This window comes from Methylorubrum rhodinum (assembly GCF_014199935.1).
In the GTDB taxonomy this organism is placed as follows: Bacteria; Pseudomonadota; Alphaproteobacteria; order Rhizobiales; family Beijerinckiaceae; genus Methylobacterium; species Methylobacterium rhodinum.
In genome coordinates this window covers 38,729-64,458 of the sequence record NZ_JACHOP010000002.1, presented here as the reverse complement: position 1 = coordinate 64,458, position 25,730 = coordinate 38,729, and the positions used below count along the sequence as shown (strand labels likewise).

At 68.8% G+C, this 25,730-nt stretch carries 18 protein-coding genes; 13 read left to right on the top strand and 5 right to left on the bottom strand.

Features of this window, described 5'->3' with window-relative positions:
- Positions 1–383 precede the first annotated feature (383 nt).
- The gene (mnmE, locus tag HNR00_RS02585) at positions 384–1,859 is read right to left on the bottom strand and encodes a tRNA uridine-5-carboxymethylaminomethyl(34) synthesis GTPase MnmE (protein ID WP_183564438.1); all 1,476 of its coding nucleotides are present in this window, start codon (positions 1,857–1,859) and stop codon (positions 384–386) included.
- Between the two features lie 279 nt (positions 1,860–2,138).
- On the opposite strand from mnmE, the gene HNR00_RS02580 reads away from it, so the two are divergent.
- Positions 2,139–3,116: a glycosyltransferase family 2 protein gene (locus tag HNR00_RS02580; protein ID WP_183564435.1), complete on the top strand. Its 978-nt coding sequence runs from the start codon at positions 2,139–2,141 to the stop codon at positions 3,114–3,116.
- Between the two features lie 128 nt (positions 3,117–3,244).
- Here HNR00_RS02580 and leuS read toward each other — a convergent pair whose 3' ends face one another.
- Positions 3,245–5,857: a leucine--tRNA ligase gene (gene leuS, locus HNR00_RS02575; RefSeq protein WP_183564432.1), complete on the bottom strand. Its 2,613-nt coding sequence runs from the start codon at positions 5,855–5,857 to the stop codon at positions 3,245–3,247.
- A 148-nt stretch (positions 5,858–6,005) separates the two neighbouring features.
- Here leuS and HNR00_RS02570 point away from each other — a divergent pair, with 148 nt between their 5' ends.
- Positions 6,006–6,725 (top strand): YggS family pyridoxal phosphate-dependent enzyme, encoded by a 720-nt coding sequence (locus HNR00_RS02570; RefSeq protein WP_183564429.1) that lies wholly within the window; start codon positions 6,006–6,008, stop codon positions 6,723–6,725.
- 127 nt (positions 6,726–6,852) lie between these two features.
- On the opposite strand, the gene aroB is transcribed toward HNR00_RS02570, so the two are convergent.
- Positions 6,853–8,577 (bottom strand): 3-dehydroquinate synthase, encoded by a 1,725-nt coding sequence (aroB, locus tag HNR00_RS02565; protein WP_183564426.1) that lies wholly within the window; start codon positions 8,575–8,577, stop codon positions 6,853–6,855.
- A gap of 421 nt (positions 8,578–8,998) precedes the next feature.
- Here aroB and HNR00_RS02560 point away from each other — a divergent pair, with 421 nt between their 5' ends.
- The 10 genes from HNR00_RS02560 to HNR00_RS02515 all read left to right on the top strand — a co-directional run bounded on the left by HNR00_RS02560 (position 8,999) and on the right by HNR00_RS02515 (position 22,018).
- Positions 8,999–9,565, top strand: a complete 567-nt coding sequence (locus HNR00_RS02560) for a TetR family transcriptional regulator (protein WP_246390225.1) — start codon at positions 8,999–9,001, stop codon at positions 9,563–9,565.
- Between the two features lie 331 nt (positions 9,566–9,896).
- Complete coding sequence (gene mdh, locus HNR00_RS02555) at positions 9,897–10,859, top strand: malate dehydrogenase (protein ID WP_183564420.1); 963 nt, start codon at positions 9,897–9,899, stop codon at positions 10,857–10,859.
- A 115-nt stretch (positions 10,860–10,974) separates the two neighbouring features.
- Positions 10,975–12,171, top strand: a complete 1,197-nt coding sequence (gene sucC, locus HNR00_RS02550; RefSeq protein WP_183564417.1) for an ADP-forming succinate--CoA ligase subunit beta — start codon at positions 10,975–10,977, stop codon at positions 12,169–12,171.
- 4 nt (positions 12,172–12,175) lie between these two features.
- Positions 12,176–12,547 carry a hypothetical protein gene (locus HNR00_RS02545; protein ID WP_183564414.1) on the top strand — a complete coding sequence of 124 codons (372 nt, stop codon included), beginning with the start codon at positions 12,176–12,178 and terminating at the stop codon, positions 12,545–12,547.
- A gap of 1 nt (position 12,548) precedes the next feature.
- Entirely contained in the window at positions 12,549–13,433 is an 885-nt protein-coding gene (gene sucD / locus HNR00_RS02540) for a succinate--CoA ligase subunit alpha (protein WP_183564411.1), read from the top strand.
- Positions 13,434–13,652: 219 nt separating this feature from the next.
- Complete coding sequence (locus tag HNR00_RS02535) at positions 13,653–16,637, top strand: 2-oxoglutarate dehydrogenase E1 component (protein WP_183564408.1); 2,985 nt, start codon at positions 13,653–13,655, stop codon at positions 16,635–16,637.
- 10 nt (positions 16,638–16,647) lie between these two features.
- Positions 16,648–16,950, top strand: coding sequence for a YciI family protein (locus HNR00_RS02530; protein ID WP_183564405.1), 303 nt, complete (start codon positions 16,648–16,650; stop codon positions 16,948–16,950).
- Positions 16,951–17,010: 60 nt separating this feature from the next.
- Positions 17,011–18,330, top strand: coding sequence for a 2-oxoglutarate dehydrogenase complex dihydrolipoyllysine-residue succinyltransferase (odhB, locus tag HNR00_RS02525; RefSeq protein WP_183564402.1), 1,320 nt, complete (start codon positions 17,011–17,013; stop codon positions 18,328–18,330).
- A 381-nt stretch (positions 18,331–18,711) separates the two neighbouring features.
- Positions 18,712–20,112 carry a dihydrolipoyl dehydrogenase gene (lpdA, locus tag HNR00_RS02520; protein WP_183564399.1) on the top strand — a complete coding sequence of 467 codons (1,401 nt, stop codon included), beginning with the start codon at positions 18,712–18,714 and terminating at the stop codon, positions 20,110–20,112.
- A 280-nt stretch (positions 20,113–20,392) separates the two neighbouring features.
- Complete coding sequence (locus tag HNR00_RS02515) at positions 20,393–22,018, top strand: hybrid sensor histidine kinase/response regulator (protein ID WP_183564396.1); 1,626 nt, start codon at positions 20,393–20,395, stop codon at positions 22,016–22,018.
- A gap of 452 nt (positions 22,019–22,470) precedes the next feature.
- On the opposite strand, the gene HNR00_RS02510 is transcribed toward HNR00_RS02515, so the two are convergent.
- Both HNR00_RS02510 and HNR00_RS02505 read right to left on the bottom strand, forming a co-directional pair.
- Positions 22,471–23,337 carry a glycosyltransferase family 2 protein gene (locus tag HNR00_RS02510; RefSeq protein ID WP_183564393.1) on the bottom strand — a complete coding sequence of 289 codons (867 nt, stop codon included), beginning with the start codon at positions 23,335–23,337 and terminating at the stop codon, positions 22,471–22,473.
- A 434-nt stretch (positions 23,338–23,771) separates the two neighbouring features.
- A complete protein-coding gene (locus HNR00_RS02505; RefSeq protein ID WP_183564390.1) occupies positions 23,772–24,035 on the bottom strand; it encodes a hypothetical protein in 264 nt (87 codons plus the stop codon).
- Positions 24,036–24,350: 315 nt separating this feature from the next.
- On the opposite strand from HNR00_RS02505, the gene HNR00_RS02500 reads away from it, so the two are divergent.
- Positions 24,351–25,724: an O-antigen ligase family protein gene (locus tag HNR00_RS02500; RefSeq protein WP_183564387.1), complete on the top strand. Its 1,374-nt coding sequence runs from the start codon at positions 24,351–24,353 to the stop codon at positions 25,722–25,724.
- Positions 25,725–25,730: the final 6 nt, after the last annotated feature.

Here is a 25,730-nt window from a genome sequence, read left to right as displayed (position 1 = left end):
CGTTTTCGGAAAGGGGCGCGACCATGCTGAGGCGGCTGTCGGTATGATCCTTCCGTTGAGTGTGGGGCCCTGGATTGCTTCGGCTTCGCCTCGCAATGACGGAGAGGCCGATGGGAAGGAGGGGGCGCGATGAGCCGACGCGGGTGCTTTTCCGGCATGCCCGGATGCAGCGGGCAGCCGCCTATACCACCCACCGCCCACATCCTGAGGTGGCGGCGCGAAAGCAGCGCCCTCGAAGGAGGGCTCCTGGGATCGCGAGCCGACGGGAGCCTTCCTTCGAGGCTGCTTCGCAGCACCTCAGGATGAGGGGATTTGGTAGGACAAAAGTCCCCTACGCGTCAGTCAGTCGTTGAAAAAAAGCCGGCAAATAAGAATCCAAAAGATCATTTACCGATACAGAAGCCGGCAAACAGCCGGTCCAGCATCTCCTCGACGCCGACATGGCCGCCGACTTCGCCGAGCGCCCGGACGGCGAGGCGAAGGTCTTCGGCGGTCAGTTCGGGCGGGTGATCGGCGGTCGCGCCGGCCACGCGGTCGAGATGAAGGACGGCGCGGGTAAGGGCGTCGCGGTGGCGCTCGCGGGTGACGAGGGCGTCGCCGCCGAGCGAGGCCTCGGCGGCGCCTTGGATCGCATCGAGCAGGGCGTCGAGACCGACGCCGGTGCGGGCGGAGATCGCCAGCGTCTTGGGTGCCGCTCCGGGAGGAAGGACGAGGCGCTCTCCTTCGCCTTGCGGGCAGGAGGCAGGAGGAATGGCCCCGGTGCCTTCTGCACCACCCCCACCCCTCCCCCTTCCCGCAAGGGGGAGGGGAATGCGCGCTTCGCCCGGATCTGGTTCTCCCGCGGAAGGCTGCGCCAGATCGGCCTTGGTGCGAACCCGCAAGGTGGCCGGACTGCCTTCCCCGTCCGGCTCGGGCGCGTCGATCGGGATGAGACCCAGCACGAGGTCGGCGGTCTCGATGCGGCGGCGCGTGCGGGCGACGCCTTCGGCCTCCACCGGGTCGGCGGTCTCGCGCAGGCCGGCGGTGTCCACCAGCAAGACGGGAAGGCCGCCGAGGTCGCAGCGCACCTCGATGGCGTCGCGGGTGGTGCCGGGGATGTCGGAGACGATCGCGGCGTCGCGGCCGGCGAGCGCGTTGAGCAGGGTCGATTTGCCGGCGTTCGGCGGGCCGGCCAGGACCACGCAGAAGCCCTCGCGCAGGCGCTCGCCGCGGCGCCCGTCCGCGAGCGTCCTTCGGATCTCCTGCGCGAGGAGAGCGGCGCGGCCGGCGAGCGCCGCGTCGAGGCCGGACTCGTCCACGTCGCCCTCGTCGGCGAAGTCGAGGGCGGCTTCCGCCGAGGCGAGGAGATCGATGGCCGTGTCGCGCCAGTCCGCGACCTGCCGGCCGAGGGCGCCGTCGAGCTGGCGCAGGGCCTGAAGTCGCTGCGCCTCGGTCTCGGCGTCGATCAGGTCGGCGATGCCTTCGGCTTCGGTGAGGTCGAGTCGACCCTCGAGGAAGGCGCGGCGGGTGAAGGCGCCGGCCTCCGCCGGGCGGCAGCCGGGCAGCGCGCCGAGCGCCCGCAGCACCGCAGCCCGCACCGCCGTACCACCGTGCAGGTGCAACTCGGCCATGTCCTCGCCGGTGGCGGTGCCGGGGCCGGGGAGCCACGCCACGAGGGCCTGATCGAGCAGGGTGCCGGAGGCGGGATCGCGCAGGCGGCGCAGGGACAGCCGCCGCGGCGCCGGGCGCTGCCCGGCCAAGGCATCGAGCGCCGCGCCGGCCGCCGGGCCGCTGATCCGCACCACGCTCACCGCCGCGCGGCCGAAGCCGGTGGCGGGGGCGAAGATCGTGTCGGTCGGCATGAACGGGGAGGGGGGCATCGGGAGCGGACCGTGCGATGGCGAGGGCCGTTCGGGCGGGTGGTGGCCGTGGCGGTCGGCGTTCTCAACACGAAAGATTCACGTTAAGCCGCGCCGCGGTCGCGGGCATCCGCCCGCTTCGGAGACGCATCCATGGCGCCGTCGCTCTTGCGACACTTGTTCGGTCGCTTTCAAGCCCGGCGGGCCGCCATGTCCCCTTCCCCCGCGCCGTCGGCGCCGACCCCCGCTCCGCCGCCGGTGCCCGCCGCGCCAACGCTCCTCCCGCGGGCGCCCGGACCGATGCGGGTCGTCGCGATCTCGCGCATCCTCGACGAGGCGGACATCATCGAGGCGTTCCTGCGCCACACCGCGGCTTACGCCGATCACCACGTCATCCTCGACAACGGCAGCCGCGACGGCACCCTCGAGATCATCCGCGCCCTCAAGGACGAGGGCCTGAACCTCACGGTGTTCCAGAACATCGCCGTGTCGATCAACGAGCGGGCGTTCAACACGCTCATGTATTACCACGCGGCCGCGGAATTGCAGGCCGACTGGGTGCTGTGCCTCGACGCGGACGAGTTCATCGACGACCGGGGCGTCCAGGATGGATTGCGCGTCGCGCTCGACCACACGATGCGGGAGGCACCCCATCGTCTCTGCCTGGCGCTGCCGTATTTCGATTACGTGCGCGGGGCGCAGGAGATTGCGGATGAGCCGATCGTTCCGGTTCGCATGCCGGTGCGCCGCACGCGGGCGAACCGGCTGCGCAAGGTCTTCGTCCGGGCGCCGCTTGACGACGCGGTCATCAGCAACGGGAATCACGGCCTCATGCTGCGCGGCACTTGGCTGCCGGCGCAGGGGCTGCCCGGCCTGAGGCTCGCCCATTACCCGCATCGCTCGCTCTACCAGATGGCCGCCAAGAGCGCGAAGGGCTGGGCCAAGATCCAGGCCGCCGGCCCGGCGGAGATCACCCGCGGCACCAGCCGGCATTACCGCCCCCTGTTCGAAGGCCTACGCGATGCGCCGCAGACCCATCTGCTGGACGCCAGGCCTGCGCCTGCGCGCGATGACCCACGGCTCGTCGCCGATCCGATCACCTACCGGGGCGGACCCTTGCGCTACACCGCGGATACCGACGAGCGGATGCGGGCGATCCGTGGGATGATGGGTTATCTCGACGATCTCACCGCGCGCTACGGGCGATTGATCGAGACCTGTCCGGAGGCGCGGGCGATGAACGACGCCTGGAACCGGGACGTCACCCGCTTGATGTAAGCGACACGAAGTGGCTCGAAGCGACTCGACCGTGTTGCGCCGCCCAACGCCCTACGGGCGAGAGGATCGGGTGGGACCGGTCCTGAATTCGGACACGGCGCGTTCAGCGCGCCGCGTCCGAGAACCTCTCACACCACGAGGTTCACGATCCGCCCCGGCACCACGATCACCTTTTTCGGAGCGCGGCCCTCCAGCACCTTCTGCACCGCGTCGAGCGCCAGTGTCGCGGCCTCCACCGCCTTCGCGTCGGCGTCGCGCGGCACCGTCACGTCGGCGCGCTTCTTGCCGTTGATCTGGACCGGCAAGGTGATCTCGTCTTCGACCAGGAGCGCCTGATCCGCTTCCGGCCACGGCGCCTCGGCAACGAGACCCTGGCCGCCGAGCACGCGCCAGCATTCCTCGGCGAGGTGGGGCATCATCGGGGCGATGAGCTGGACGAGGATGCGGGCCGCCTCACCCGCCGCCGCAGGAGAAGCGCCGGAGCGCAGGGCTTCGTCCAGGGCGTTGGCGAGCGTGTAGATGTGGGCGACGCAGCGGTTGAAGCGCAGCCGCTCGACATCCTCGCCGACCGCGGCGAGCGCCTTGTGGGCGGCCTTGCGAACGGGGGCATCGGCGGCTCCGCCTTCGCCGCCGGCAGAGGCCGCGCCGTGGACGAGGCGCCAGACCCGCTGCACGAAGCGGGCAGCGCCCTGCACGCCCTCCTCGGTCCAGATCACGTCGCGCTCGGGCGGCGAGTCGGAGAGCATGAACCAACGGGCGGTGTCGGCGCCGTAGCTGGCGATGATGTCGTCGGGATCGACGACGTTCTTCTTCGACTTCGACATCTTTTCCGTCGGGCCGATCTCGATCGGCGCACCGGTTTTCACGTGAAACGCTTTCCGCTGTCCGCCTTCCGTCTCGAAGCGGATGTCGGCGGGCGGCACCCAGGCGCCGGCCGGGTCCTTATAAGTCTCGTGGACGACCATGCCCTGCGTGAACAGGCCGGCGAAGGGCTCGGACAGGCCGGCCCAGCCGGTCGCCCGCATCGCCCGCATGAAGAAGCGCGAGTAGAGCAGGTGCAGGATCGCGTGCTCGACGCCGCCGATATACTGGTCCACCGCGAGCCAGCGATCGACGGTGCTGCGGTCGGTCGGGGCGTCCGCGAGCCAGGGCGCCGTGAAGCGGGCGTAGTACCAAGACGAATCGACGAAGGTGTCCATCGTGTCGGTCTCGCGCCGCGCCGCCGCGCCGCAGCGGGGGCAGGGCACGTTGCGCCACGCGTGGTCGCGCTCCAGCGGGTTGCCGGGCTGATCGAACGACACCTCGTCGGGCAGCTTCACCGGCAGATCAGCCACCGGCACCGGGACCGGGCCGCAGGAGTCGCAGTGGATGATCGGGATCGGGCAGCCCCAGTAGCGCTGGCGCGAGACGCCCCAGTCGCGCAGGCGGAACTGCACCTTTCGACGCGCGACCGGTGCGCCGGCCAGCGTCTCGGCTTCGAGGCGGTCAGCCACCGTACGGAAGGCGTCGTCCGTGCTCATCCCATCGAGGAAGCGCGAATTGATCATCCGCCCGTCGCCGTCATAGGCGGTGTCGGTGATGACGAAGGCCGCCGGATCCTGGCCCTCGGGGCAGACGACGGGCGTGTTGCCGAGGCCGTACTTGTTGGCGAAGTCGAGGTCGCGCTGGTCGTGGGCCGGGCAGCCGAACACGGCGCCGGTGCCGTATTCCATCAGCACGAAGTTCGCGACGTAGACCGGCAGCGTCCAGGACGGGTCGAGGGGGTGACACACCTTGAGGCCCGTATCGAAGCCGAGCTTTTCGGCCGTGTCGATCGCCTCCTGGGCGGTGCCGATGCGGCGGCAGGCTTCCGCGAAGTCCTGCAGGCCGTCGGCGTCGGGACCGCCCTCGGCCAACGCCTTGGCCAGCGGGTGATCGACCGAGATCGCCAGGAATTTTGCGCCGAACAGGGTGTCGGGGCGGGTGGTGTAGACCGTCAGCTCCTCGGTGCCGGCAAACGGGGAGGCGAGGGCAAAGCGCACCTCCAGGCCCTCCGAACGGCCGATCCAGTTCTTCTGCATCAGCCGGACCTTTTCCGGCCAGCGCTCCAGCCCGTCGAGGGCGTCGCTGAGGTCCTGGGCGAAGTCGGTGATCTTGAAGAACCACTGGGTCAGCTCGCGCTGTTCCACCAGCGCGCCCGAGCGCCAGCCGCGGCCGTCGATGACCTGCTCGTTGGCCAGCACGGTGTGATCGACCGGGTCCCAGTTCACCTTCGCCGTGCGGCGCGTGACCAGCCCCTTGTCGAGGAAGTCGAGGAACAGGCGCTGCTGGTGCTTGTAATAGTCGGGATCGCAGGTCGCGATCTCGCGGCTCCAGTCGAGCGACAGGCCCATGCTCTGGAGCTGGCCGCGCATCGTCGCGATGTTGGCGTAGGTCCACTCCCGCGGGTTGACCTTGCGTTCCATGGCGGCGTTCTCGGCGGGCAGGCCGAAGGCGTCCCAGCCCATCGGGTGGAGCACGTCGTGGCCCTTGGCGCGCTTGTAGCGGGCCACCACGTCGCCCATGGCGTAGTTGCGCACGTGGCCGATATGGATGCGCCCCGACGGATAGGGGAACATCTCCAGCACGTAGTATTTGGGGCGCGTGTCGTCGTTCTTGGTCTCGAACAGCTTCGCCGCGTCCCAGGCCTGCTGCCAGCGCGGCTCGGCATCCTTGGCGTTGTAGCGCTCGAGGCTCGGGGCGGAATGGGTGGTGTCGGTCATGAACGGCGCCGGGTCAGCGGAGGACGGGGGCGGGCCCCCGCGGGGGCCATCGCCTTCGGCTCGGCACCTAGCATATCCGTCCTGCGAAGGGTCAACGAAAGGGTGGGGCCGTCTTGAAGTCCGAAGGCCTCCGCCCCAAGACGACAGCATGAGCGAACCCACGACATCCCTCGACACCATGCCCCCGGTCGGCGAGGCCGACGTCGCCGCCGGCTTGGCCGAGGTACGGGCCGGCATCCGCCGGGCGGCGGAGGACAACGAGCGCGATCCCGCGGGCGTCCACCTGATCGCCATCTCCAAAACCGTGCCGGCCGACGGCATCCTGCCGGCGCTGGAGGCCGGGCAGCGGCTGTTCGGCGAGAACTACGTGCAGGAATCGGTCGCGAAGTGGCCGGCGCTGAGGGAGCGCTATCCGGATGCCGAACTGCACTTCGTCGGCCCGCTGCAATCGAACAAGGCGCGCGAGGCGGTGGCCCTGTTCGATGTGATCCACTCCCTCGACCGACTCTCGCTCGCCGCCGCCTTAGCGAAGGAGATCGACCGGGCGGGGAGGGCCCCGAAACTCCTGATCCAGGTCAACACCGGCGACGAGGCGCAGAAGGCCGGCGTCGCGCCCGATCAGGTCGAGGCGCTGCTCGCCGAGTGCCGCGACACCCATGGGCTCGCCATCCACGGGCTGATGTGCATCCCGCCGGCCGAGGATCCGCCGTCACCGCATTTCGCGCTGCTGGCGCGGATCGCGCGGGAGCAGGGGCTGCCGATCCTGTCGATGGGGATGAGCGCGGATTATCCGGCGGCGATCCAGATGGGGGCGACCCATGTGCGGGTCGGGACGGCGATCTTCGGGAGACGGCTGAAGCGGGCGTGAGGGGCACCTCTCCTCCCCCTTGCGGAGGAGCCGGAGGTGGGGGTGGTGCAGGATGAGGCGAAGGTGGTGCCTCCTGCGCGACCCCCACCCCTACCTCTCCCCGCAAGGGGGAGGGGACACGCTTGAGTTACCCCCGCAGCTCGTCCTCCAAGAACGCCCGCACCTCGCCGCCATCGATATCCGGCGCGATGAAACTCTGGCCGATGCTGCGGGCGAGGATGAAGGTGAGGCGGCCGTCGCGGACCTTCTTGTCTTGAGCCATGGCATCGAGGAGCGCGTGCGCGTCGCCCGCGCCGCCGGGGACCTGTTGCAGGCGGGTCGGCAGGCCGGCGAGCGCGAGATGGTTGGCGACGCGGCCGGCATCCTGACCGGGGCAGAGGCCGAGGCGGGCCGAGAAGCGGAAGGCGAGGGCCAAGCCGATGGCGACGCCCTCGCCGTGGACGAGGCGGGCGGAATCGTAGGCCGTCAGCCGCTCCAGGGCGTGGCCGAAGGTGTGGCCGAGGTTGAGCAGCGCCCGCTCGCCGTCCTCGCGCTCGTCGCGCACGACGACGCCGGCCTTGGCGCGGCAGCAGGCGGCGACCGCCTCGTCGCGCTCCGGGCCGCCGGAAAAGATGCCGGACCAGTTGGCCTCGCACCATTCGAAGAAGTCGGCATCGCCGATCAGGCCGTACTTCGCCACCTCGGCATAGCCCGCGCGCATCTCCCGCTCGGACAGGGTGTCGAGGGTGGCGGTGTCGGCGAGCACGAGGCGCGGCTGGTGGAACGCGCCGATCAGGTTCTTGCCCAGAGGGGAGTTGATGCCGGTCTTGCCGCCGACGGATGAATCAACCTGCGCGAGCAGCGTCGTCGGCGCCTGGATAAAGCGGACACCGCGGCGCAAGCTTGCCGCAGCGAAGCCCGCGAGGTCGCCGACCACGCCGCCGCCGAGCGCCACCACGAGGTCGCCACGCTCGATCTTCTGCGCGAGCAACCCGTCGCAGACGCGGGCGAATTCGGAAAAACTCTTCGAGGCTTCGCCCGGCGGCACCGAGATGAGGCCGCAGCGCAGGCCCGCCGCCTCCAGGCTCGCCTTGACCCGCTCGCCGTAGAGCCCGGCCACGGTCTCGTCGGTGACGATGCCGGCCGCCCGCGCGCCGAGGTCGCGCGCCTCGATGCCGATCTCGTCCAGCAGGCCGCGGCCGATGCGGATGTCGTAGTCGCGGCCCTGGTTGAGCGGAACGCTGACACGCAAGGGTTGTGACATGGCGGGGCTCGAGCGGGGGGCGGACGGGTTCACGTGGAGGTCGAGGGCCTCCATCACGTCCTGCATCACCCGGTCGTGCGACACGTCGCGGGAGAGCACCGTGAGGTCGGCCCCGGCATAGACCGGGTGGCGCACCTCCATCAGGGCGCGCATGGTGGCTTCCGGATCCTCGGTTTGGAGGAGGGGGCGCGTGGCGCGCTTGCGCACCCGGCGCATCAGCACCTCGAGGTCGGCCTTGAGCCAGACCGAGATGCCGCCCTCCGCGATCCGGGCGCGGGTGGCCTCGCGCATGAAGGCGCCGCCGCCGGTGGCGAGCACCATCGGCCCCTCGCGCAGCAGGCGGGCGATGACGCGCTCCTCGCCCTCGCGAAAACTCGCCTCGCCGTAGATCGCGAAGATGTCCGCGATGGTGAGCTTGGCCGCGGCCTCGATCTCGTGGTCGGCGTCCTTGAACATCAGCCCGAGGCGGCTGGCGAGGCGGCGCCCGACCGTGCTCTTGCCCGCCCCCATCAGCCCGACGAGCACGATCGACCGGGCCCCGAGGCCACGGCGCAGGCGCGCTTCGATCGGTTCGCCGGGCGGGAGCGCCGGCGGCTCGGGGACGGTCATCGGGCGGTCATAGACGGTTTTGCCGAGGCGGCGAAGCCGTTCCGGTACAGTGCCGGACCCGCTGCCGAAAGCCCCGCGCGGAGGCGCGACGCAGCTTTTGAGCGAAAAGAGCGCAGTCTCCGCACCGATTCCTGGTCAGAACGGGCTTGCCAAGTGCGGCGCGGACGGGAAGGGTCGTGTGTGCGTGGGACGGCACCGCTCTCGACCGGCTTCGGTCGAGTGCCCCTACGCTTGTCGCTTTCGTGCCCGGGACATCATGCTGCCGTTCGGAAACGTATCCCTCCCCTTCTCCCTGAACGACAGCGACCGCGAGGCGGTCCCTTCCGGAAACGATCCACGGGGGAGTCATCCTCGCCCCCCGCGCCTCAGCGGCCCCGCCGCCCGCGCCCGCCCGACGCCGGTCTCGACCGATGCGCGGCTCTTGGCCATCGCCAGCGAGCACCTCGCCCGGCTGGGGCCGAAGCGTGTCACCGTGGTGGCGGTGGCGGCGGAGGCAGGCATGACGCATGCCAACGTCTACCGTTACTTCCCCTCGAAGGACGCCCTCCTCGACGCGGTGGCCGGGCGCTGGCTGCGCGAACTGGAGACGGAACTCGCCGACATCGCCGACGCGCCGGACCCGGCCGACGACAAGATCGAGCGCTTCCTCGGCGCGCTGGCCACCGCGCAGAGCGAGATGCTGGTGCGCGAGCCGCATCTCTTCGCCGTTCACCTCGACGCCGCCGTGGCGGCCCGCCCGATCGCCCGGCGCCACCGGGTTCGCTTACGGGCGCTGGTGGAGCGGATCGTCGAGGAGGGGATCGGCACCGGCGTGTTCGCCGCCCGCGACCGCGAACGGGCCATCGCGGTGATCTTCGACGCGAGCTACCGCTTCACCCATCCGGTGGCGATCCAGCACGATTCGGACGTGCCGCGCGACCTGCTCGACGCCCGCCTCGGCGCGGTGATCCAGTCGATCCAGCGGGCGCTGCGCACCGGCACTTTTTGAGGCAGGACGCTGCGCTGCGAAGCGTGCCGCGCAGCTTGAATGACAGACACGGATTTGTGTCATGAACGCCTTGCCGGCTGCGCTTCGGCCCGATGCGGCTCGGCAAACGATTGTTTCCGTTCGATTTTCTGCGCTGGCCGGGGCGCTCTCGGCTTTTCTTCGGTTGGCCCGGCCCCTGCTTGCCTCTCCTTTGGTCGGGTTGAAGGCCTGTGGCTTTTCGGCCAAACACCGGCCGCATCAGCGTTGATCGGCAAAGGTTCGGCCGCACCGCAGCATCACGACGCCGCGCTGGACCGAACCGTCACGAATTTCGACCGGAGGCGAACCCATCATGGCACGCAACAAGATCGCCCTCATCGGCGCCGGACAGATCGGCGGCACCCTGGCTCACCTCGCGGGCCTGAAGGAACTGGGCGACGTCGTGCTGTTCGACATCGTCGACGGCGTGCCCCAGGGCAAGGCGCTCGACATCGCCGAATCCGCCCCCGTCGACGGCTTCGACGCCAAGTATGCCGGCGCCAGCGACTATTCCGCGATCGCCGGGGCCGACGTGGTGATCGTGACGGCCGGCGTGCCGCGCAAGCCCGGCATGAGCCGCGACGACCTGATCGGCATCAACCTCAAGGTCATGGAAGCCGTCGGCGCGGGCATCAAGGAGCATGCCCCGGACGCCTTCGTCATCTGCATCACCAACCCGCTCGACGCGATGGTGTGGGCGCTGCAGAAGTTTTCGGGGCTCCCCACCAACAAGGTCGTCGGCATGGCCGGCGTGCTCGACTCGGCCCGCTTCCGCCACTTCCTCGCGGAAGAGTTCAAGGTCTCGGTCGAGGACGTGACCGCCTTCGTGCTCGGCGGCCACGGCGACGACATGGTGCCGCTCACCCGCTACTCGACGGTGGCGGGCGTGCCGCTGACCGATCTGGTCAAGCTCGGCTGGACGACCCAGGAGAAGCTCGACGCCATGGTCGAGCGCACCCGCAAGGGCGGCGGCGAGATCGTCAACCTGTTGAAGACCGGCTCGGCCTTCTATGCGCCTGCGGCCTCCGCCATCGCCATGGCCGAGAGCTACCTCCGGGACAAGAAGCGGGTCCTGCCCTGCGCCGCCTATCTCTCGGGTGAGTACGGTGTCGAGGGCCTCTATGTCGGCGTGCCGGTGGTGATCGGCGAGAACGGCGTCGAGCGCGTCCTCGAAGTGACCTTCAACGACGACGAGAAGGCGATGTTCGAGAAGTCGGTCGGCGCCGTGAAGGGCCTGATCGCCGCCTGCCAGGGCGTGAACGAGAAGCTCGCCTGATCGGCGGGCGAATAGCGAGTAGTGAGTAGCGAATAGAAGCCTCCTTGGGGGGGCTTCCCGTACTCCGCAAATCTACTCGCTATTCGCTGCTCACTATTCGCTTCGAGGGGTCGTGATGAACATCCACGAATACCAAGCCAAGGCTGTCCTCAAAGAGTTCGGCCTGCCCGTCTCCCGCGGCGTGGCGATCTTCAAGCCGGAGGAGGCGGCCGCCGCCGCCGACGAACTCGGCGGCCCGGTCTGGGTGGTGAAGAGCCAGATCCATGCGGGCGGGCGCGGCAAGGGCACCTTCAAGGGCGCGCCCGAGGGCGCCAAGGGCGGCGTGCGCGTCACCAAGTCCAAGGACGAGGTGGTGCAGTTCGCCTCCGAGATGCTCGGGCAGACCCTGGTGACGATCCAGACCGGCCCCGCCGGCAAGCAGGTCAACCGCCTCTACATCGAGGAAGGCGCCTCCATCGCCGCCGAGTTCTACCTGTCGATGCTGGTCGACCGCGAGACCGGACAGGTCGCCTTCGTGGTCTCGACCGAGGGCGGCATGGACATCGAGCAGGTCGCCCACGACACGCCTGAGAAGATCGTGACCTTCTCGGTCGATCCGGCCACCGGCATCATGCCCCATCACGGCCGCGCGGTCGCCAAGGCGCTCGGACTCTCGGGTCCGCAGGCCAAGGAAGCGGGTGCGCTGACGGAGAAGCTCTACGCGGCCTTCACGGCCAAGGACATGAGCATGCTGGAGATCAACCCGCTGGTGCTCACCGGCGACGGTCATCTCAAGTGTCTCGACGCCAAGATCTCCTTCGACTCGAACGCCCTCTACCGTCACCCCGACGTCGTCGCGCTGCGCGACGAGACCGAGGAGGATGCCAAGGAGATCGAGGCCTCCAAGTTCGACCTCGCCTACATCGCGCTCGACGGCACCATCGGCTGCATGGTCAACGGCGCCGGGCTGGCGATGGCCACGCTCGACATCATCAAGCTCTACGGCGAGGAGCCGGCCAACTTCCTCGATGTCGGCGGCGGCGCCTCGGAAGAGAAGGTGACGGCGGCGTTCAAGATCATCACCGCCGACCCGCAGGTGAAGGGCATCCTCGTCAACATCTTCGGCGGGATCATGAAGTGCGACGTCATCGCCCGCGGCGTGATCGCGGCAGTGAAGGCGGTCGGCCTCGAAGTGCCGCTGGTCGTGCGCCTGGAGGGCACCAACGTCGAGGAAGGCAAGGCGATCATCCGGGGCTCGGGCCTCAACGTGATCCCGGCGGACGATCTCGACGATGCCGCACAGAAGATCGTCGCCGCGGTCAAGGCCGGGTGAGCCCGTGAGCTTCCTGCCGGTCATCGCCTTGGTAGTCCTCGGAGCGCCCGCGGTTGTTCCGTGGGCGGCCTATGGCCTGTCGGGACGCTTTCCTGGCCTGAAATTCAATCTCGTATCCGCTGTGGCGATCTACATCTATGCGGTCTGTGTGTCGTACGGCCCATTCATTCCCGAACTGCTGAGAAGGGGCTGTTTCTCGACTCATCATGAAGCCCTGACCGGCCCCATCTCGATGAACGTGTGTCACGATTGGCCGATCATTCTGATCGATTCGGCCGCGTTTTGGCCGCTTCTCGCAGCATGCTGGTTGGCTTCGCTCTGTGTCTTGAAAATAGTACTGACCGCCCGATCGTCGATGACCAAAGGTGTCTGCTAATATGTCCATCCTGATCGACGCATCCACAAAAGTCATCTGCCAGGGCTTCACCGGCAAGAACGGCACCTTCCACTCCGAGCAGGCCATCGCCTACGGCACCAAAATGGTCGGCGGCACCTCGCCGGGTAAGGGCGGCTCGACGCACCTGAACCTGCCGGTGTTCGACACCGTCGCCGAGGCCCGCGAGGCCACCGGCGCCGACGCCAGCGTCGTCTACGTGCCGCCGCCGGGTGCCGCGGACGCGATCTGCGAGGCCATCGCCGCCGAGATTCCGCTGATCGTCTGCATCACGGAAGGCATTCCGGTGCTCGACATGGTGCGGGTGAAGCGCGCGCTGGAGGGCTCGAAGTCGCGCCTCATCGGCCCGAACTGCCCCGGCGTCGTCACGGCGGGCGAGTCGAAGATCGGCATCATGCCGGCCAACATCTTCAAGCCGGGCTCCGTCGGCATCGTCTCGCGCTCCGGCACACTGACCTACGAGGCGGTGTTCCAGACCTCTGTCGAGGGTCTGGGCCAGACCACCGCGGTCGGCATCGGCGGCGATCCGGTCAAGGGTACCGAATTCATCTCCATGCTCGAACTGTTCCTCGCCGACGAGAAGACCCAGTCGATCGTGATGATCGGCGAGATCGGCGGCTCGGCCGAGGAAGAGGCGGCGCAGTTCCTGGCCGACGAGGCCAAGCGCGGCCGAAGCAAGCCCATGGTCGGCTTCATCGCCGGCCGCACGGCGCCTCCGGGCCGCCGCATGGGGCATGCCGGCGCCATCATCTCCGGCGGCAAGGGCGGCGCCGAGGACAAGATCGCGGCGATGGAGGCCGCGGGCATCCGCGTCTCGCCCTCGCCGGCCCGGCTCGGTCGCACCCTGGTCGAGGTGCTGAAGGGTTGATCGGGTCTGTAACGGGGGTCCGCGCGGCTGTGTTGCACTGCACGCAAACACGCGGCACCCATATGAGAGACATCGTCGGGGCGCATCCGTGCCCCGGCCCCATCCGGAGACGCGACGCAGGGCTCTAGGTCTCTGCGGTCCCAAGGCGCGCCGGATCGGATTTGGATCGTGGCCGCCCGTGCCGAGCGCGGGCCGCCCGAGCGGACAGGACAGGCAGCCATGGCACGCCAGGACGCGAACGAAGCGCTTCTTCAGACCTCCTTCCTCTACGGCGCCAACGCCGCGTGGATCGAGGAGCTTCAGGCGGCCTATGCCCGCGACCCGAATTCGGTCGATCCGCAGTGGCAGACATTCTTCGCCGAACTCGGCGAGGACGACGCCCTGGTGAAGAAGAACGCCGAGGGCGCCTCCTGGCAGAAGCCGAACTGGCCGGTGGCGGCGAACGGCGAGATCGTCTCGGCGCTCGACGGCAATTGGGGCGCGCTCGAGAAGGCGATCGGCGAGAAGATCCAGGCACGCGCCGGCAAGCCGGGCGATTCCGCCAAGGGCGCGGCGATCGTGGCCGCGACCGGCGTCTCGGTCGAGCAGGCGACCAAGGATTCCGTGCGCGCGATCATGCTGATCCGCGCCTACCGCATGCGCGGCCATCTCCACGCCAAGCTCGACCCGCTGGGGCTGGCGCCCCGCGGCGACCACGAGGAACTGCACCCGCAGCATTACGGCTTCCAGGAGAGCGACTGGGACCGCAAGATCTTCCTCGACAACGTGCTGGGCATGGAGTTCTCGACGATCCGCGAGATCGTCGCGATCCTGGAGCGCACCTACTGCCAGACGCTCGGCGTCGAGTTCATGCACATCTCCGATCCCGAGGAGAAGGCGTGGATCCAGGAGCGCATCGAGGGCAAGGACAAGGAAATCTCGTTCACGCCGGAAGGGCGTCGCGCGATCCTGAACAAGCTGATCGAGGCGGAAGGGTTCGAGAAGTTCCTGGACCTCAAGTACACCGGCACCAAGCGCTTCGGCCTCGACGGCGGCGAGTCGATCGTCCCGGCGATGGAGCAGATCATCAAGCGCGGCGGCGCGCTCGGCGTCGAGGAGATCGTGCTCGGCATGGCCCATCGCGGCCGGCTCAACCTCCTCACCAACGTGATGGCCAAGCCCTTCCGGGCGGTGTTCCACGAGTTCAAGGGCGGCTCGTCCTCGCCGGCCGAGGTCGAGGGCTCGGGCGACGTGAAGTACCATCTCGGCGCCTCCTCCGACCGCACCTTCGACGACAACAACGTCCACCTCTCGCTGACCGCCAACCCGTCCCACCTCGAGATCGTCGATCCGGTGGTGCTGGGGAAGGTGCGGGCCAAGCAGGACCAGAAGGCCAAGCCCAACGTCGAGCGCCGCAAGGTGCTGCCGCTCCTCATCCACGGCGACGCGGCGTTTGCCGGCCAGGGCGTGGTGGCGGAGTGCTTCGGCCTGTCGGGCCTGAAGGGCCACCGCACCGGCGGCTCGATCCACTTCATCATCAACAACCAGATCGGCTTCACCACCGACCCGCGGTTCTCGCGCTCCTCGCCCTATCCGTCCGACGTGGCGAAGATGGTGGAAGCGCCGATCTTCCACTGCAACGGCGACGACCCGGAAGCGGTGACGTTCGCCGCCAAGGTCGCGACCGAGTACCGGCAAAAGTTCGGCAAGCCGGTCGTGATCGACATGCTGTGCTACCGCCGCTTCGGCCACAACGAGGGCGACGAGCCGGCCTTCACCCAGCCGAAGATGTACCAGCACATCCGCAAGCACCCGACCGCGCTGGAGACCTACGGCAAGAAGCTCGTCGCCAACGGCGACCTGACCCAGGAGCAGCTCGACGCCCGCAAGGCCGAGTTCCGCGCCATACTGGAGAGCGAACTCGACGTCGCGGGCGGCTACAAGGCCAACAAGGCCGACTGGCTCGACGGCCGGTGGTCCGGCTTCCAGGCGGTGCGCGAGGACGTGGACGATCCCCGCCGCGGCCGCACCGGCGTGCCCGCCGAGACGCTGCGCGACATCGCCAAGCGCATCACCACGCCGCCGCCCGGCTTCCACCTGCACCGGACGATCCAGCGCTTCTTCGACAACCGCGCCAAGGCGGTCGATACCGGTGTGGGCATCGATTGGGCGACGGCGGAAGCGCTGGCCTTCGGCTCGCTGCTCACGGAAGGACACCGCGTCCGCCTGTCCGGCCAGGACGTGGAGCGCGGCACCTTCTCGCAGCGCCACGCGGTGGTGATCGATCAGGAGAACGAGCAGCGCTACACGCCGCTCAACTCCGTGAAGGAAGGCCAAGCGATCCTGGAGGTCATCAACTCGATGCTCTCCGAGGAAGCGGTGCTCGGCTTCGAGTACGGCTATTCGCTGGCCGAACCCAATGCGCTCGTGCTGTGGGAGGCGCAGTTCGGCGACTTCGCCAACGGCGCGCAGGTCGTCATCGACCAGTTCATCTCATCCGGCGAGCGCAAGTGGCTGCGCATGTCCGGCCTCGTGCTGCTGCTGCCGCACGGCTACGAGGGCCAGGGGCCGGAGCACTCCTCCGCCCGTCTGGAGCGCTATCTCCAGATGTGCGCCGAGGACAACATGCAGGTCGCCAACTGCTCGACGCCGTCGAACTACTTCCACATCCTGCGCCGCCAGCTGAAGCGCGACTTCCGTAAACCCCTGGTGCTGATGACCCCGAAGTCGCTGCTGCGCCACAAGCGGGCGGTGTCGAAGATCGAGGACATCGCGGAAGGCTCGACCTTCCACCGCATCCTCTGGGACGACGCCGAGCACGACGAGTCGGGCGTGAAGCTGGTGCGCGACGACAAGATCCGCCGCGTCGTGCTGTGCTCGGGCAAGGTCTATTACGATCTCTACGACGAGCGGGAGAAGCGCGGCGTCAACGACGTCTACCTGATGCGCGTCGAGCAGCTCTACCCGTTCCCGCTCAAGGCGCTCGCCAACGAGATGACCCGGTTCCGCAACGCCGAGGTGGTGTGGTGCCAGGAGGAGCCCAAGAACATGGGCTCGTGGTCCTTCGTCGATCCCTATCTCGATTGGGTGTTGGGGCAGGCGGGCTCCGCCTCGAAGCGGGCGCGCTATGTCGGGCGCCCGGCCTCGGCCTCGACCGCGGTCGGCCTGATGTCGAAGCACCTCGCCCAGCTCCAGGCCTTCCTCAACGAGGCCCTGGCGACCTGAGCCTCCCGCGATGCCCTATTTCCTCCTCCGCCTGACCCCGCCGCGCCCGAGCTTCCCGTTCGACGCGACGGAGACCGAGAAGGCGCTGTTCTCCGAGCACGCGGCCTACTGGATCGCGCGCGCGGGGGAGGGGAGGGCGATCGCGGTGGGGCCGGTGTTCGATCCGGCCGGCACCTGGGGGCTCGCCCTCGTCGAGACCGAGGACGAGGCCTCCGCCAAGGCTCTGGGCGAGGCCGATCCCGTCATCGCCGCGCAGGCCGGCTTCGCCTACGCGACGGCGCCCGTTCCATCCCTGATCCTGCGGCAGCCGTGAGGCCCGCCGCCGTCACCCGATCCTGAACAGGAGGCCCCTGCGAGGGGGTGCGACAAGACCATGGCAACCGACATCCTCGTCCCGACGCTCGGCGAATCCGTGAGCGAGGCCACGATCGGCCGCTGGTTCAAGAAGCCCGGCGACACGGTGGCCGCCGACGAGCCTCTGGTGGAACTCGAGACCGACAAGGTCACCCTGGAGGTCAACGCCCCGGCCGCCGGCCAGCTCGGCGAAATCCTGGTGAAGGACGGCGAGACGGTGGAGCCCGGCGCGGTGCTGGGTTCGATCGTCGAGGGCGGCAAGGGGGCCGGCAAGTCGGAGAAGGCCGCCCCGAAGAGCGCCGAGCCGGCCGAGACCAAGGCCGAGAGCCGCGAGGAGAAGGGCGAGGCCAAGCCGGCCAAGGCCGAGAAGCCGGCCCAGGAGTCGTCGGCCTCCTACGGGAGCCACGGCGACGCCCCGCCCGCCGCCGCCGGCCGCGGCGCCGACGAGAGCGGCCCGGCGGTCGCCAAGCTCGCCCGCGAGTCGGGCGTCGATCCGGCCTCGCTCAACGGCAGCGGCAAGGACGGCCGCGCCACCAAGGGCGACATGCTGGCCGCCATCGCCAAAGGCGGCGACAAGGCGCCGGCTCAGGAGACGAAGGCCCCGCCGCCGCCGCGCGCCCCGTCCGCCCCGGACGATGCCGCCCGCGAGGAGCGCGTGCGGATGACCAAGCTCCGCCAGACCATCGCCCGGCGCCTCAAGTCCGCCCAGGAGACGGCGGCGATGCTGACCACGTTCAACGACGTGGACATGGGCGCCGTGATGGCGCTGCGCTCGCAGTACAAGGACGTGTTCGAGAAGAAGCACGGGACGAAGCTCGGCTTCATGGGCTTCTTCACCAAGGCGGTGATCGGCGCGCTCAAGGACGTGCCGGCGGTCAACGCCGAGATCGACGGGCAGGACCTCGTCTACAAGAACTACTACCACATCGGCATCGCCGTCGGGACCGACAAGGGGCTCGTCGTGCCCGTGGTGCGCGATGCCGACGACCTGTCGATCGCCGGCATCGAGAAGAAGATCTCAGGGTTCGGCAAGAAGGCCCGCGAAGGCAAGCTCTCCATCGAAGAGATGCAGGGCGGCACCTTCACGATCACCAACGGCGGCATCTACGGCTCGCTGATGTCGACCCCGATCCTCAACGCGCCGCAATCGGGCATTCTGGGCATGCACCGCATCGAGGAGCGGCCCGTCGTCCGCAACGGCAAGATCGAGGCGCGGCCGATGATGTATCTGGCCCTCTCCTACGATCACCGCATCGTCGACGGGAAGGAGGCCGTGACCTTCCTCGTGCGGGTCAAGGAGGCGCTGGAGGATCCGGCGCGGCTCGTGCTCGACCTCTGAGATCCGGTTTGCCGCGCTTCTCCCTTCACTCCCCTCATCCTGAGGTGCCCGCCTTGGCGGGCCTCGAAGGAGGGCTCCAGTTCGCTCAGCGATCCCTGGAGCCCTCCTTCGAGGGCGGCGCTGCGCGCCGCCACCTCAGGATGAGGGCGAGAGGGGGAGAAGCGTTGCGAGGACTGGGCGGCCAGTCGAACAGATTTTGAAATGTCCGTCCTTGCCGCACTCGCGCTCCTGATCAGACCCGCGGTCGCGGCCGGTGATCCACCGCCGTTGGGTGAGTCCCTTCTCTACATCGGGCCTCTCCTGGCAGCGCTCGCCTACATCGTGTTCGTTTCGGCACGAGGGCTCTTCCGACTTCTCCTTCGCCGCTTCAGGTAGACCCGCATGTCCTACGATCTCATCGTCATCGGCACCGGCCCCGGGGGCTATGTCTGCGCCATCCGGGCGGCTCAGCTCGGGCTGAAGACCGCCGTGGTGGAGAAGCGGGCGACCCATGGCGGCACCTGCCTCAATGTCGGCTGCATCCCCTCGAAGGCGCTGCTGCACGCCTCCGAGGCCTTCGAGGAGGCCAACAAGCATTTCTCGGAGTTGGGCATCGATGTCGGGACTCCCAAGCTCGATCTCAAGAAGATGCAGGCGTTCAAGCAGGGCGGCGTCGACGGCAACACCAAGGGCGTCGAGTTCCTGCTGAAGAAGAACAAGGTCGATGCCTATCACGGCCGCGGCCGCATCGCCGGCGCGGGCCGCGTCGAGGTGATCTCGGACGACGGCGGCAACCACATGCTGGAGACCAAGAGCATCGTCATCGCCACCGGCTCCGACGTGACCCGGCTGCCCGGCGTCACCATCGACGAGAAGGTCGTGGTCTCCTCCACCGGAGCGCTCGAACTCGCTCAGGTCCCCAAAAGACTGGTGGTGATCGGTGCGGGCGTGATCGGGCTCGAACTCGGCTCGGTCTGGCGCCGTCTCGGCGCCGAGGTGACGGTGATCGAGTATCTCGACCGCGTGCTGCCCGGCATGGACGGCGAGGTCGGAAAACAGTTCCAGCGCATCCTCGCCAAGCAGGGCATGGTCTTCAAGCTCTCGACCAAGGTGACCGGCGTCGACGTGGCCAAGAAGGGCGCGACCGTGACCGTCGAGCCGGCCAAGGGCGGCGAGGCGGAAAAGATCGAGGCCGACGTGGTGCTCGTCGCCATCGGCCGCGTGCCCTACACCGAGGGGCTCGGGCTGGAGAATGTGGGCGTGGCCACCGACGAGAAGGGCCGCATCCAGACCGACAGCCACTACGCCACCAACGTGACGGGCATCTACGCCATCGGCGACGTGATCTCCGGGCCGATGCTCGCCCACAAGGCCGAGGACGAGGGCGTGGCGGTGGCCGAGATCCTGGCCGGACAGGCGGGCCACGTGAATTACGGCGTGATCCCGAACGTGGTCTACACCTTCCCGGAGGTCGCCTCGGTCGGCAGGACCGAGGAGGAGCTGAAGAAGGACGGGATTGGTTACAAAGCCGGCAAATTTCCCTTCACGGCCAACGGCCGCGCCAAGGCCAACGGCACCACCGACGGCTTCGTGAAGATCCTGGCCGACGAGAAGACCGACCGGGTGCTGGGCGTCCACATCGTCGGGGCGGATGCGGGCAACCTCATCGCCGAGGTCGCGGTGGCGATGGAGTTCGCGGCTTCCGCCGAGGACATCGCCCGCACCTGCCATGCCCACCCGACCCTGACGGAGGCGATCAAGGAAGCGGCGCTCGCGGTCGACAAGCGCGCGATCCACGTCTGAGCCGAACGGGCGGTCCGGTGCCGACAGGATCGGTGCCGGATCGTCTTCTCAGATGTTCGGTGGACCGCCCGAACAGCTTTGTATGATTTTATACAAAACTGTTCATCGTGCAGACCTATTTTGTTCCCTGCGCTCTTGTTCACGTTTCTGTCGGTGGCTGCGTGACTTTGCATCGTTGACCGATCCGCCGACTTGCCACTACCCGTGGAACGACCTCCGGCGCCGTTGGATTGAGACGCGACCGGCCCCGGTGGGTCGCACCCACGGGATTCCCGACACGATGCCTCCCTCGCCTGAGAAGCCGAATATCCCCGGCAAGAATCCGTCGGTGTCCGGCAGCGGCCCGTCGGGCGTCGTCGATCAGCACCACGACATCTTCTTCGCCGCCGTCGAGACGACGCGGATGCCGATGATCGTCACCGACCCGCACCAGCCGGACAATCCGATCATCTTCGCCAACCGCGCCTTCGCGCGGATGACCGGCTATTCGGTCGATGAGCTGATCGGCACCAATTGCCGCTTCCTGCAGGGCCCCGAAACCGACCGCGACACGGTCGCCGAGGTGCGCGAGGCGATCCTGGAGCGCCGCGAGTTCTCCACCGAGATCCTGAACTACCGCAAGGACGGCTCCTCGTTCTGGAACGCGCTGTTCGTCAGCCCCGTGTTCAACCGCGAGGGCGACCTCGTCTACTTCTTCGGCTCGCAGCTCGACGTGTCGCGCCGGCGCGATGCCGAGGACTCGCTCTATCAGGCGCAGAAGATGGAGAGCCTGGGCCAGCTCACCGGCGGCATCGCGCACGATTTCAACAACCTGCTTCAGGTCGTCTCCGGCCACAACGAGGTGATCCTGGCCCAGCTGGAGCGGCCCGAGATCGACCCCGCGCGCCTGCGCCGGGCCGCCGAGGCGGTGCGGGCGGCGACCGACCGGGCCGCCAAGCTGACGCACCAGTTGCTGGCCTTCTCGCGCAAGCAGCGGCTGGAGGGGCGGCTCTTGAACCTCAACGGCCTCGTCGAGAGCATGAGCGAGATGATCGGCAGCACGTTGGGCGAGTCGATCGTCCTGAAGACCGTGCCGGCGCCCGACCTGTGGACGACGCGCATCGATCCGACCCAGGCCGAGGTCGCCCTGCTCAACGTGCTCATCAACGCCCGCGACGCGATGCCCGAAGGCGGCACCGTGACGGTGCGGACCGAGAACCTCTTGATCGAGGACGAGGACGCCGCCCTCTACAAGACCGTGCCGCTCGGCGCCTACGTCGTGATCTCGGTCACCGACACCGGCACCGGCATGCCGTCCGAGATCCTGAACCGCGTGATGGAGCCGTTCTTCACCACCAAGGGCGAGGGCAAGGGCACCGGGCTCGGGCTCGCGATGGTCTACGGCTTCGCCAAGCAGTCGGGTGGCTCGGTCAAGCTGTATTCCGAGGTCGGCCACGGCACGACCGTGCGTCTCCTGTTCCCGGCCTCCGACCAGAAGGTCGAGGACGAGCGGGTGCCGAGCCAGCGCGCCGCCGACCGGCACGGCACCGAATCGGTGCTCGTCGTGGACGACCGGCCCGACGTGGCCGCGACCGCCGGCACGATCCTGGAGGATTTCGGCTACAAGGTCACGGTGGCGGACGGGCCCAAGGCGGCTTTGGACATCCTCGACGGCGAGGCCCGCATCGATCTCCTGTTCACCGACCTGATCATGCCCGGCGGCATGAACGGGGTGATGCTGGCCCGCGCCGCCCGCGAGCGCCAGCCCAGGATCAAGGTGCTGCTCACCACCGGCTACGCCGAGGCCTCCCTGGAGCGCACCGACGCGGGCGGCACCGAGTTCGAGATCATCAACAAGCCCTACAAGCGCATGGATCTGGCCCGCCGGGTGCGCCGGGTGATCGACGGGCCGACCGGCATCGGTTAGAGGATCGCCCCGGATCTCGGATCCGGGACGGTCCTCCAAGTTTTTGTGCCGCATCGGCTTTTTCCCCGAAAGCCGGCGCCCGCCTTTCGGGCCGCCAATCACCCGGGCAAGCGGCTGACCGATCTGATGCCCTGGAACAGGACGTCCGCTCAGATGGCCGTGCAAGCCGCCTGATCGGTCGGCCCATCACCGAGCGCTTACCTCCCAAACGCCAAAAACCTGAAGCGATTCTCCTGCCGTGTCCGGTCGGTCGCTTCGGTTACGGCCTGCGGCGTCATCGCCGACGCCCCGTTCCGGGGCCGCGGAGCGGAACCGGGAATCCGCGACCGGGAGCGAGGTCGCCCGCACCGGCGCATCACGGGGGGATCCCGGGTTCCGCTGGCGCGGCCCCGGGATGACGAGAGCGGGGCTAAGAACCCGAACGAAGCGACCGGATCCCGTAAGAGGCCGCCTCAGCGCCGCCAGGGCGTCAACGCCGACGCGAGCCGCCGCCGCAGCCGGGCGCGGGGGGAGGCGAGCCGGGCCATCCAGCGCTCGGTCTCGGCCTTACGGGCGAGAATGCCGGCGTCCTCGCACTCGTTGCGGTCGTACTCCGCGAAGGCCTCGCTGCGGTCGGCCACCGTCCAAGTGTAGCCGCGCGCCACCTTGCGCTGCCACTCCTCCCGCGACTTCACGAAGTAGTGGTTGATCTGCGCGACCGCGAGGGCCGCCTCCGTCACCGGGATCTGCGGTTCGTTGGCCACCGGCGTGCCGTCGGCCGCGCGCACCCGCGGCTCGGCCCGGTAGCCGGAGATGTGGTGGCACAGCCGCACCACCTCCGCCGTCCGGTAGACGGCCTTGACGGTCTGGTTGGGACCGAAAGCGGGCGGCGCCGCCTTCGTGAAGCGCTCCATCATCAGCCCGGGCCGGTGCGCGGTCGCGCCCCCGCTGCCGAAGAAGCGCCAGTTGAGCGCCACGCCCGTGGCGTCGTGGAAAGGCGCGAGGAAGGCGCCGATCGTGGCGTGCCGCTTGAGGTTGATCAACTCGTCGAGATCGATCACCGCCGTCCAGTCGACGTCCCAGCCATGCGTCCAGAGGAAGTGCTCGTAGGCCGCGAGCTGCGAGTCGCGGTCCGGGATGCTCGGCCAGCGGATCACCGTGACATGCGCGCGCGCCTCGGGCGCCGACAGGTGCTGCTGCAGGGGCACCCGGCTCATGTTGTCGTAGAGATAGATGTGATCGAAGCCGAGCGCGAGGTGATAGGCCGCCCATTCGAGGACATAGGCGTCCTCGTCCTTGGCGATCGCGCAGATCGCGGTGTGGTGCTTGCGCCGCGCCATGCAGGGCCTCGCCGGAATCGGGCCGCGTCGCGTACACCATCGACGCCAAGCTGAACAGCGCCGGATCGAGGGATCACGGGATCCTACGGCCTCCAGCGGATCACGTCGGTTCCGGCCGGTTTCCCCCTCTCCCGGCGCGCAGGGAAAGGGGGCACGCGCCACCGAAGGGATCGACCGGAAGCCGTATCATACCAGTCTGCACGGAACAGGACCGATGGTCCTGTTCCGTGCGCTCGGCGGACGCCCGCCGCCCCGCAGTCGCGGGGGCAACCGGCGATGAGTCACCATCATCGCCGGTTGGTATCAGAGGTTCAGCAGCGTCTGGGCCGTGCCGAAGGCCGTGGTCGCGAGACCGAAGGCGAAGACGCCGATCATCGCGTAGGAGAATGCCTTCATCAGCATGAGCCTGCTCCCGTCCCGTGCGTCGTCTCTGATCAGCAGCGGTAGCCGCCCGAGGTCTGGCCGTACTGCTTGACCGGGAAGTGCTGCTGGTTGGCGTTGCCCTCGGCGGCCGAGCTCTGCGGGCAGCTCGGGGCGGCGTAAGTCGGGCCGTAATAGCCGAGCGAGCCGGTGGTCTCGACCTCGTAGGGGACGGCGTAGCCGGTGTAGCGGCCGTTCCAGTTCTGCGCCATGGCGGAGGAGAGCGGGGCGACGCCGAGAACGAGGGCGGCGACGGCGGCGGCGATGCGAGTCTTCATGATTTTTCAGTCTCCGTTGAGAGGTCAGCCCGGTCGTCCGGGCCGTGTCGTCTTCGATGAACTGAATATGGGGCGCCTTTTGCCGGCATGACGTGTCTCTCCGCACGCGCCGGCGCGGATTAAATTTTTCTCGTTTTCTCGGAACTTGGAGCGGCGACCCGCCGGAGTGCCGCGCCCCGAGCGTTGGGCAAACCTCAACCTTTCGGTGGTGTGATCGGCGCCGGCGAGGGGCCGCGATCCCGTCGGGCGGCCGGTGACCGGCGGCCCGACGGGATCGCGTCAAGCGGTCCGCGCCCCGGAGTTGCGTTGGCGTCGATGACCACAGCGAGCCTGACGGCGGCCCCGCTCCCGCGCTGGCGCGAGGGAGCCTGGGCGGGAATCCCGGCGATCCGGGTCATCCACGGCTTCGCCGGCGCGATGCACGCCGCCTTCATTTTCTTCGCCTGCTTCGCCTTCTCGGACGCCTCGCCCTACGACCTCATCGCCCTGCCGACGATGCTGCTGTGGCTGGCGCTCGGCATCCGGCTGCACCGGGGGGCGGTGCCGCTGGTGTTCCTGCTCGTCCTGTACCTCGCGGCGATCGTCGTGGCGCTGCTGCCCTATGTCGGCGAGCCGCTGCCGCTGACCTGGACGATCCAGCTCGGCTACCTCGTCGTCACGGCGATCTTCTTCGCGATGCTCTACGCCGAGGACAGCCGGGCCCGGCTCGACCTCGCGCTCAAGGCCTACACGGCGAGCTGCGTGCTCTCGGCCGCGCTCGGCATCGTCGGCTACCTGCAACTGCTCGGCATCGAGGACCTCTTTTCCCGCTACGGCCGCGCCTCGGGCACGTTCCAGGACCCGAACGTGTTCGGCTCCTACCTGATGCTCGGCACGCTCACCCTCACCCACGGGCTGCTGACCGGCCGCGGGCGCCATCCGGTGCTGGCGCTGGCCTGCCTCCTGGTGATCCTGGCCGGCACCTTCCTGTCCTTCTCCCGCGGCTCCTGGGGCGCCACCCTGGTCTCGACCGGGCTGATGGTGGGCTTCCTCTTCATGACCAGCCGGTCGCGGGCCCTGCGGCGGCGCATCGTGGTGATCGGCCTCGTCACCGCGGGCCTGGGTGCGGCGGCGCTCGTCGGCCTGCTGTCGATCGACAGCGTCGCCAAGACCTTCGAGTCGCGCGCCACCGTCACCCAGGACTACGACGAGGGCGAGACCGGGCGCTTCGGCAACCAGCTCCGCGGCATCAACATCCTTCTCGAGGAGCCCCTCGGCATGGGGCCGCTGCGCTGGCGCCAGATCTTCAGCCTGGAGCCGCACAATTCCTACATCGGCAGCTTCGCCAACGGCGGCTGGCTCGGCGGCGCGCTGTTCATCGTGCTGGTGGCCGCGACCACCTTCGTCGGATTCCGCCTGATGGCGCGGGCCTCGCCCTACCGCCCCTACGCGCAGATCGTGTTCCCGGCGCTGCTGATGTTCTTCGTCCAGGCGATGCAGATCGACGTGGAGAAGTGGCGCCACGTCTACATGATGCTCGGCATGGTCTGGGCGCTGGAGGCGGCGCGGCTGCGCTGGGAGGCCGGCGGTGGGCGTGCCGCCGACAATACCCCGCCGGTCCCGTCCCCCGCACGCCCGGCAGGGGACGGCCGAGCCGGCACCGGTTATGATGCTGCGCCGCACCCGCGCGGACGGGCGGCGGCGCCTTGAGAGAGT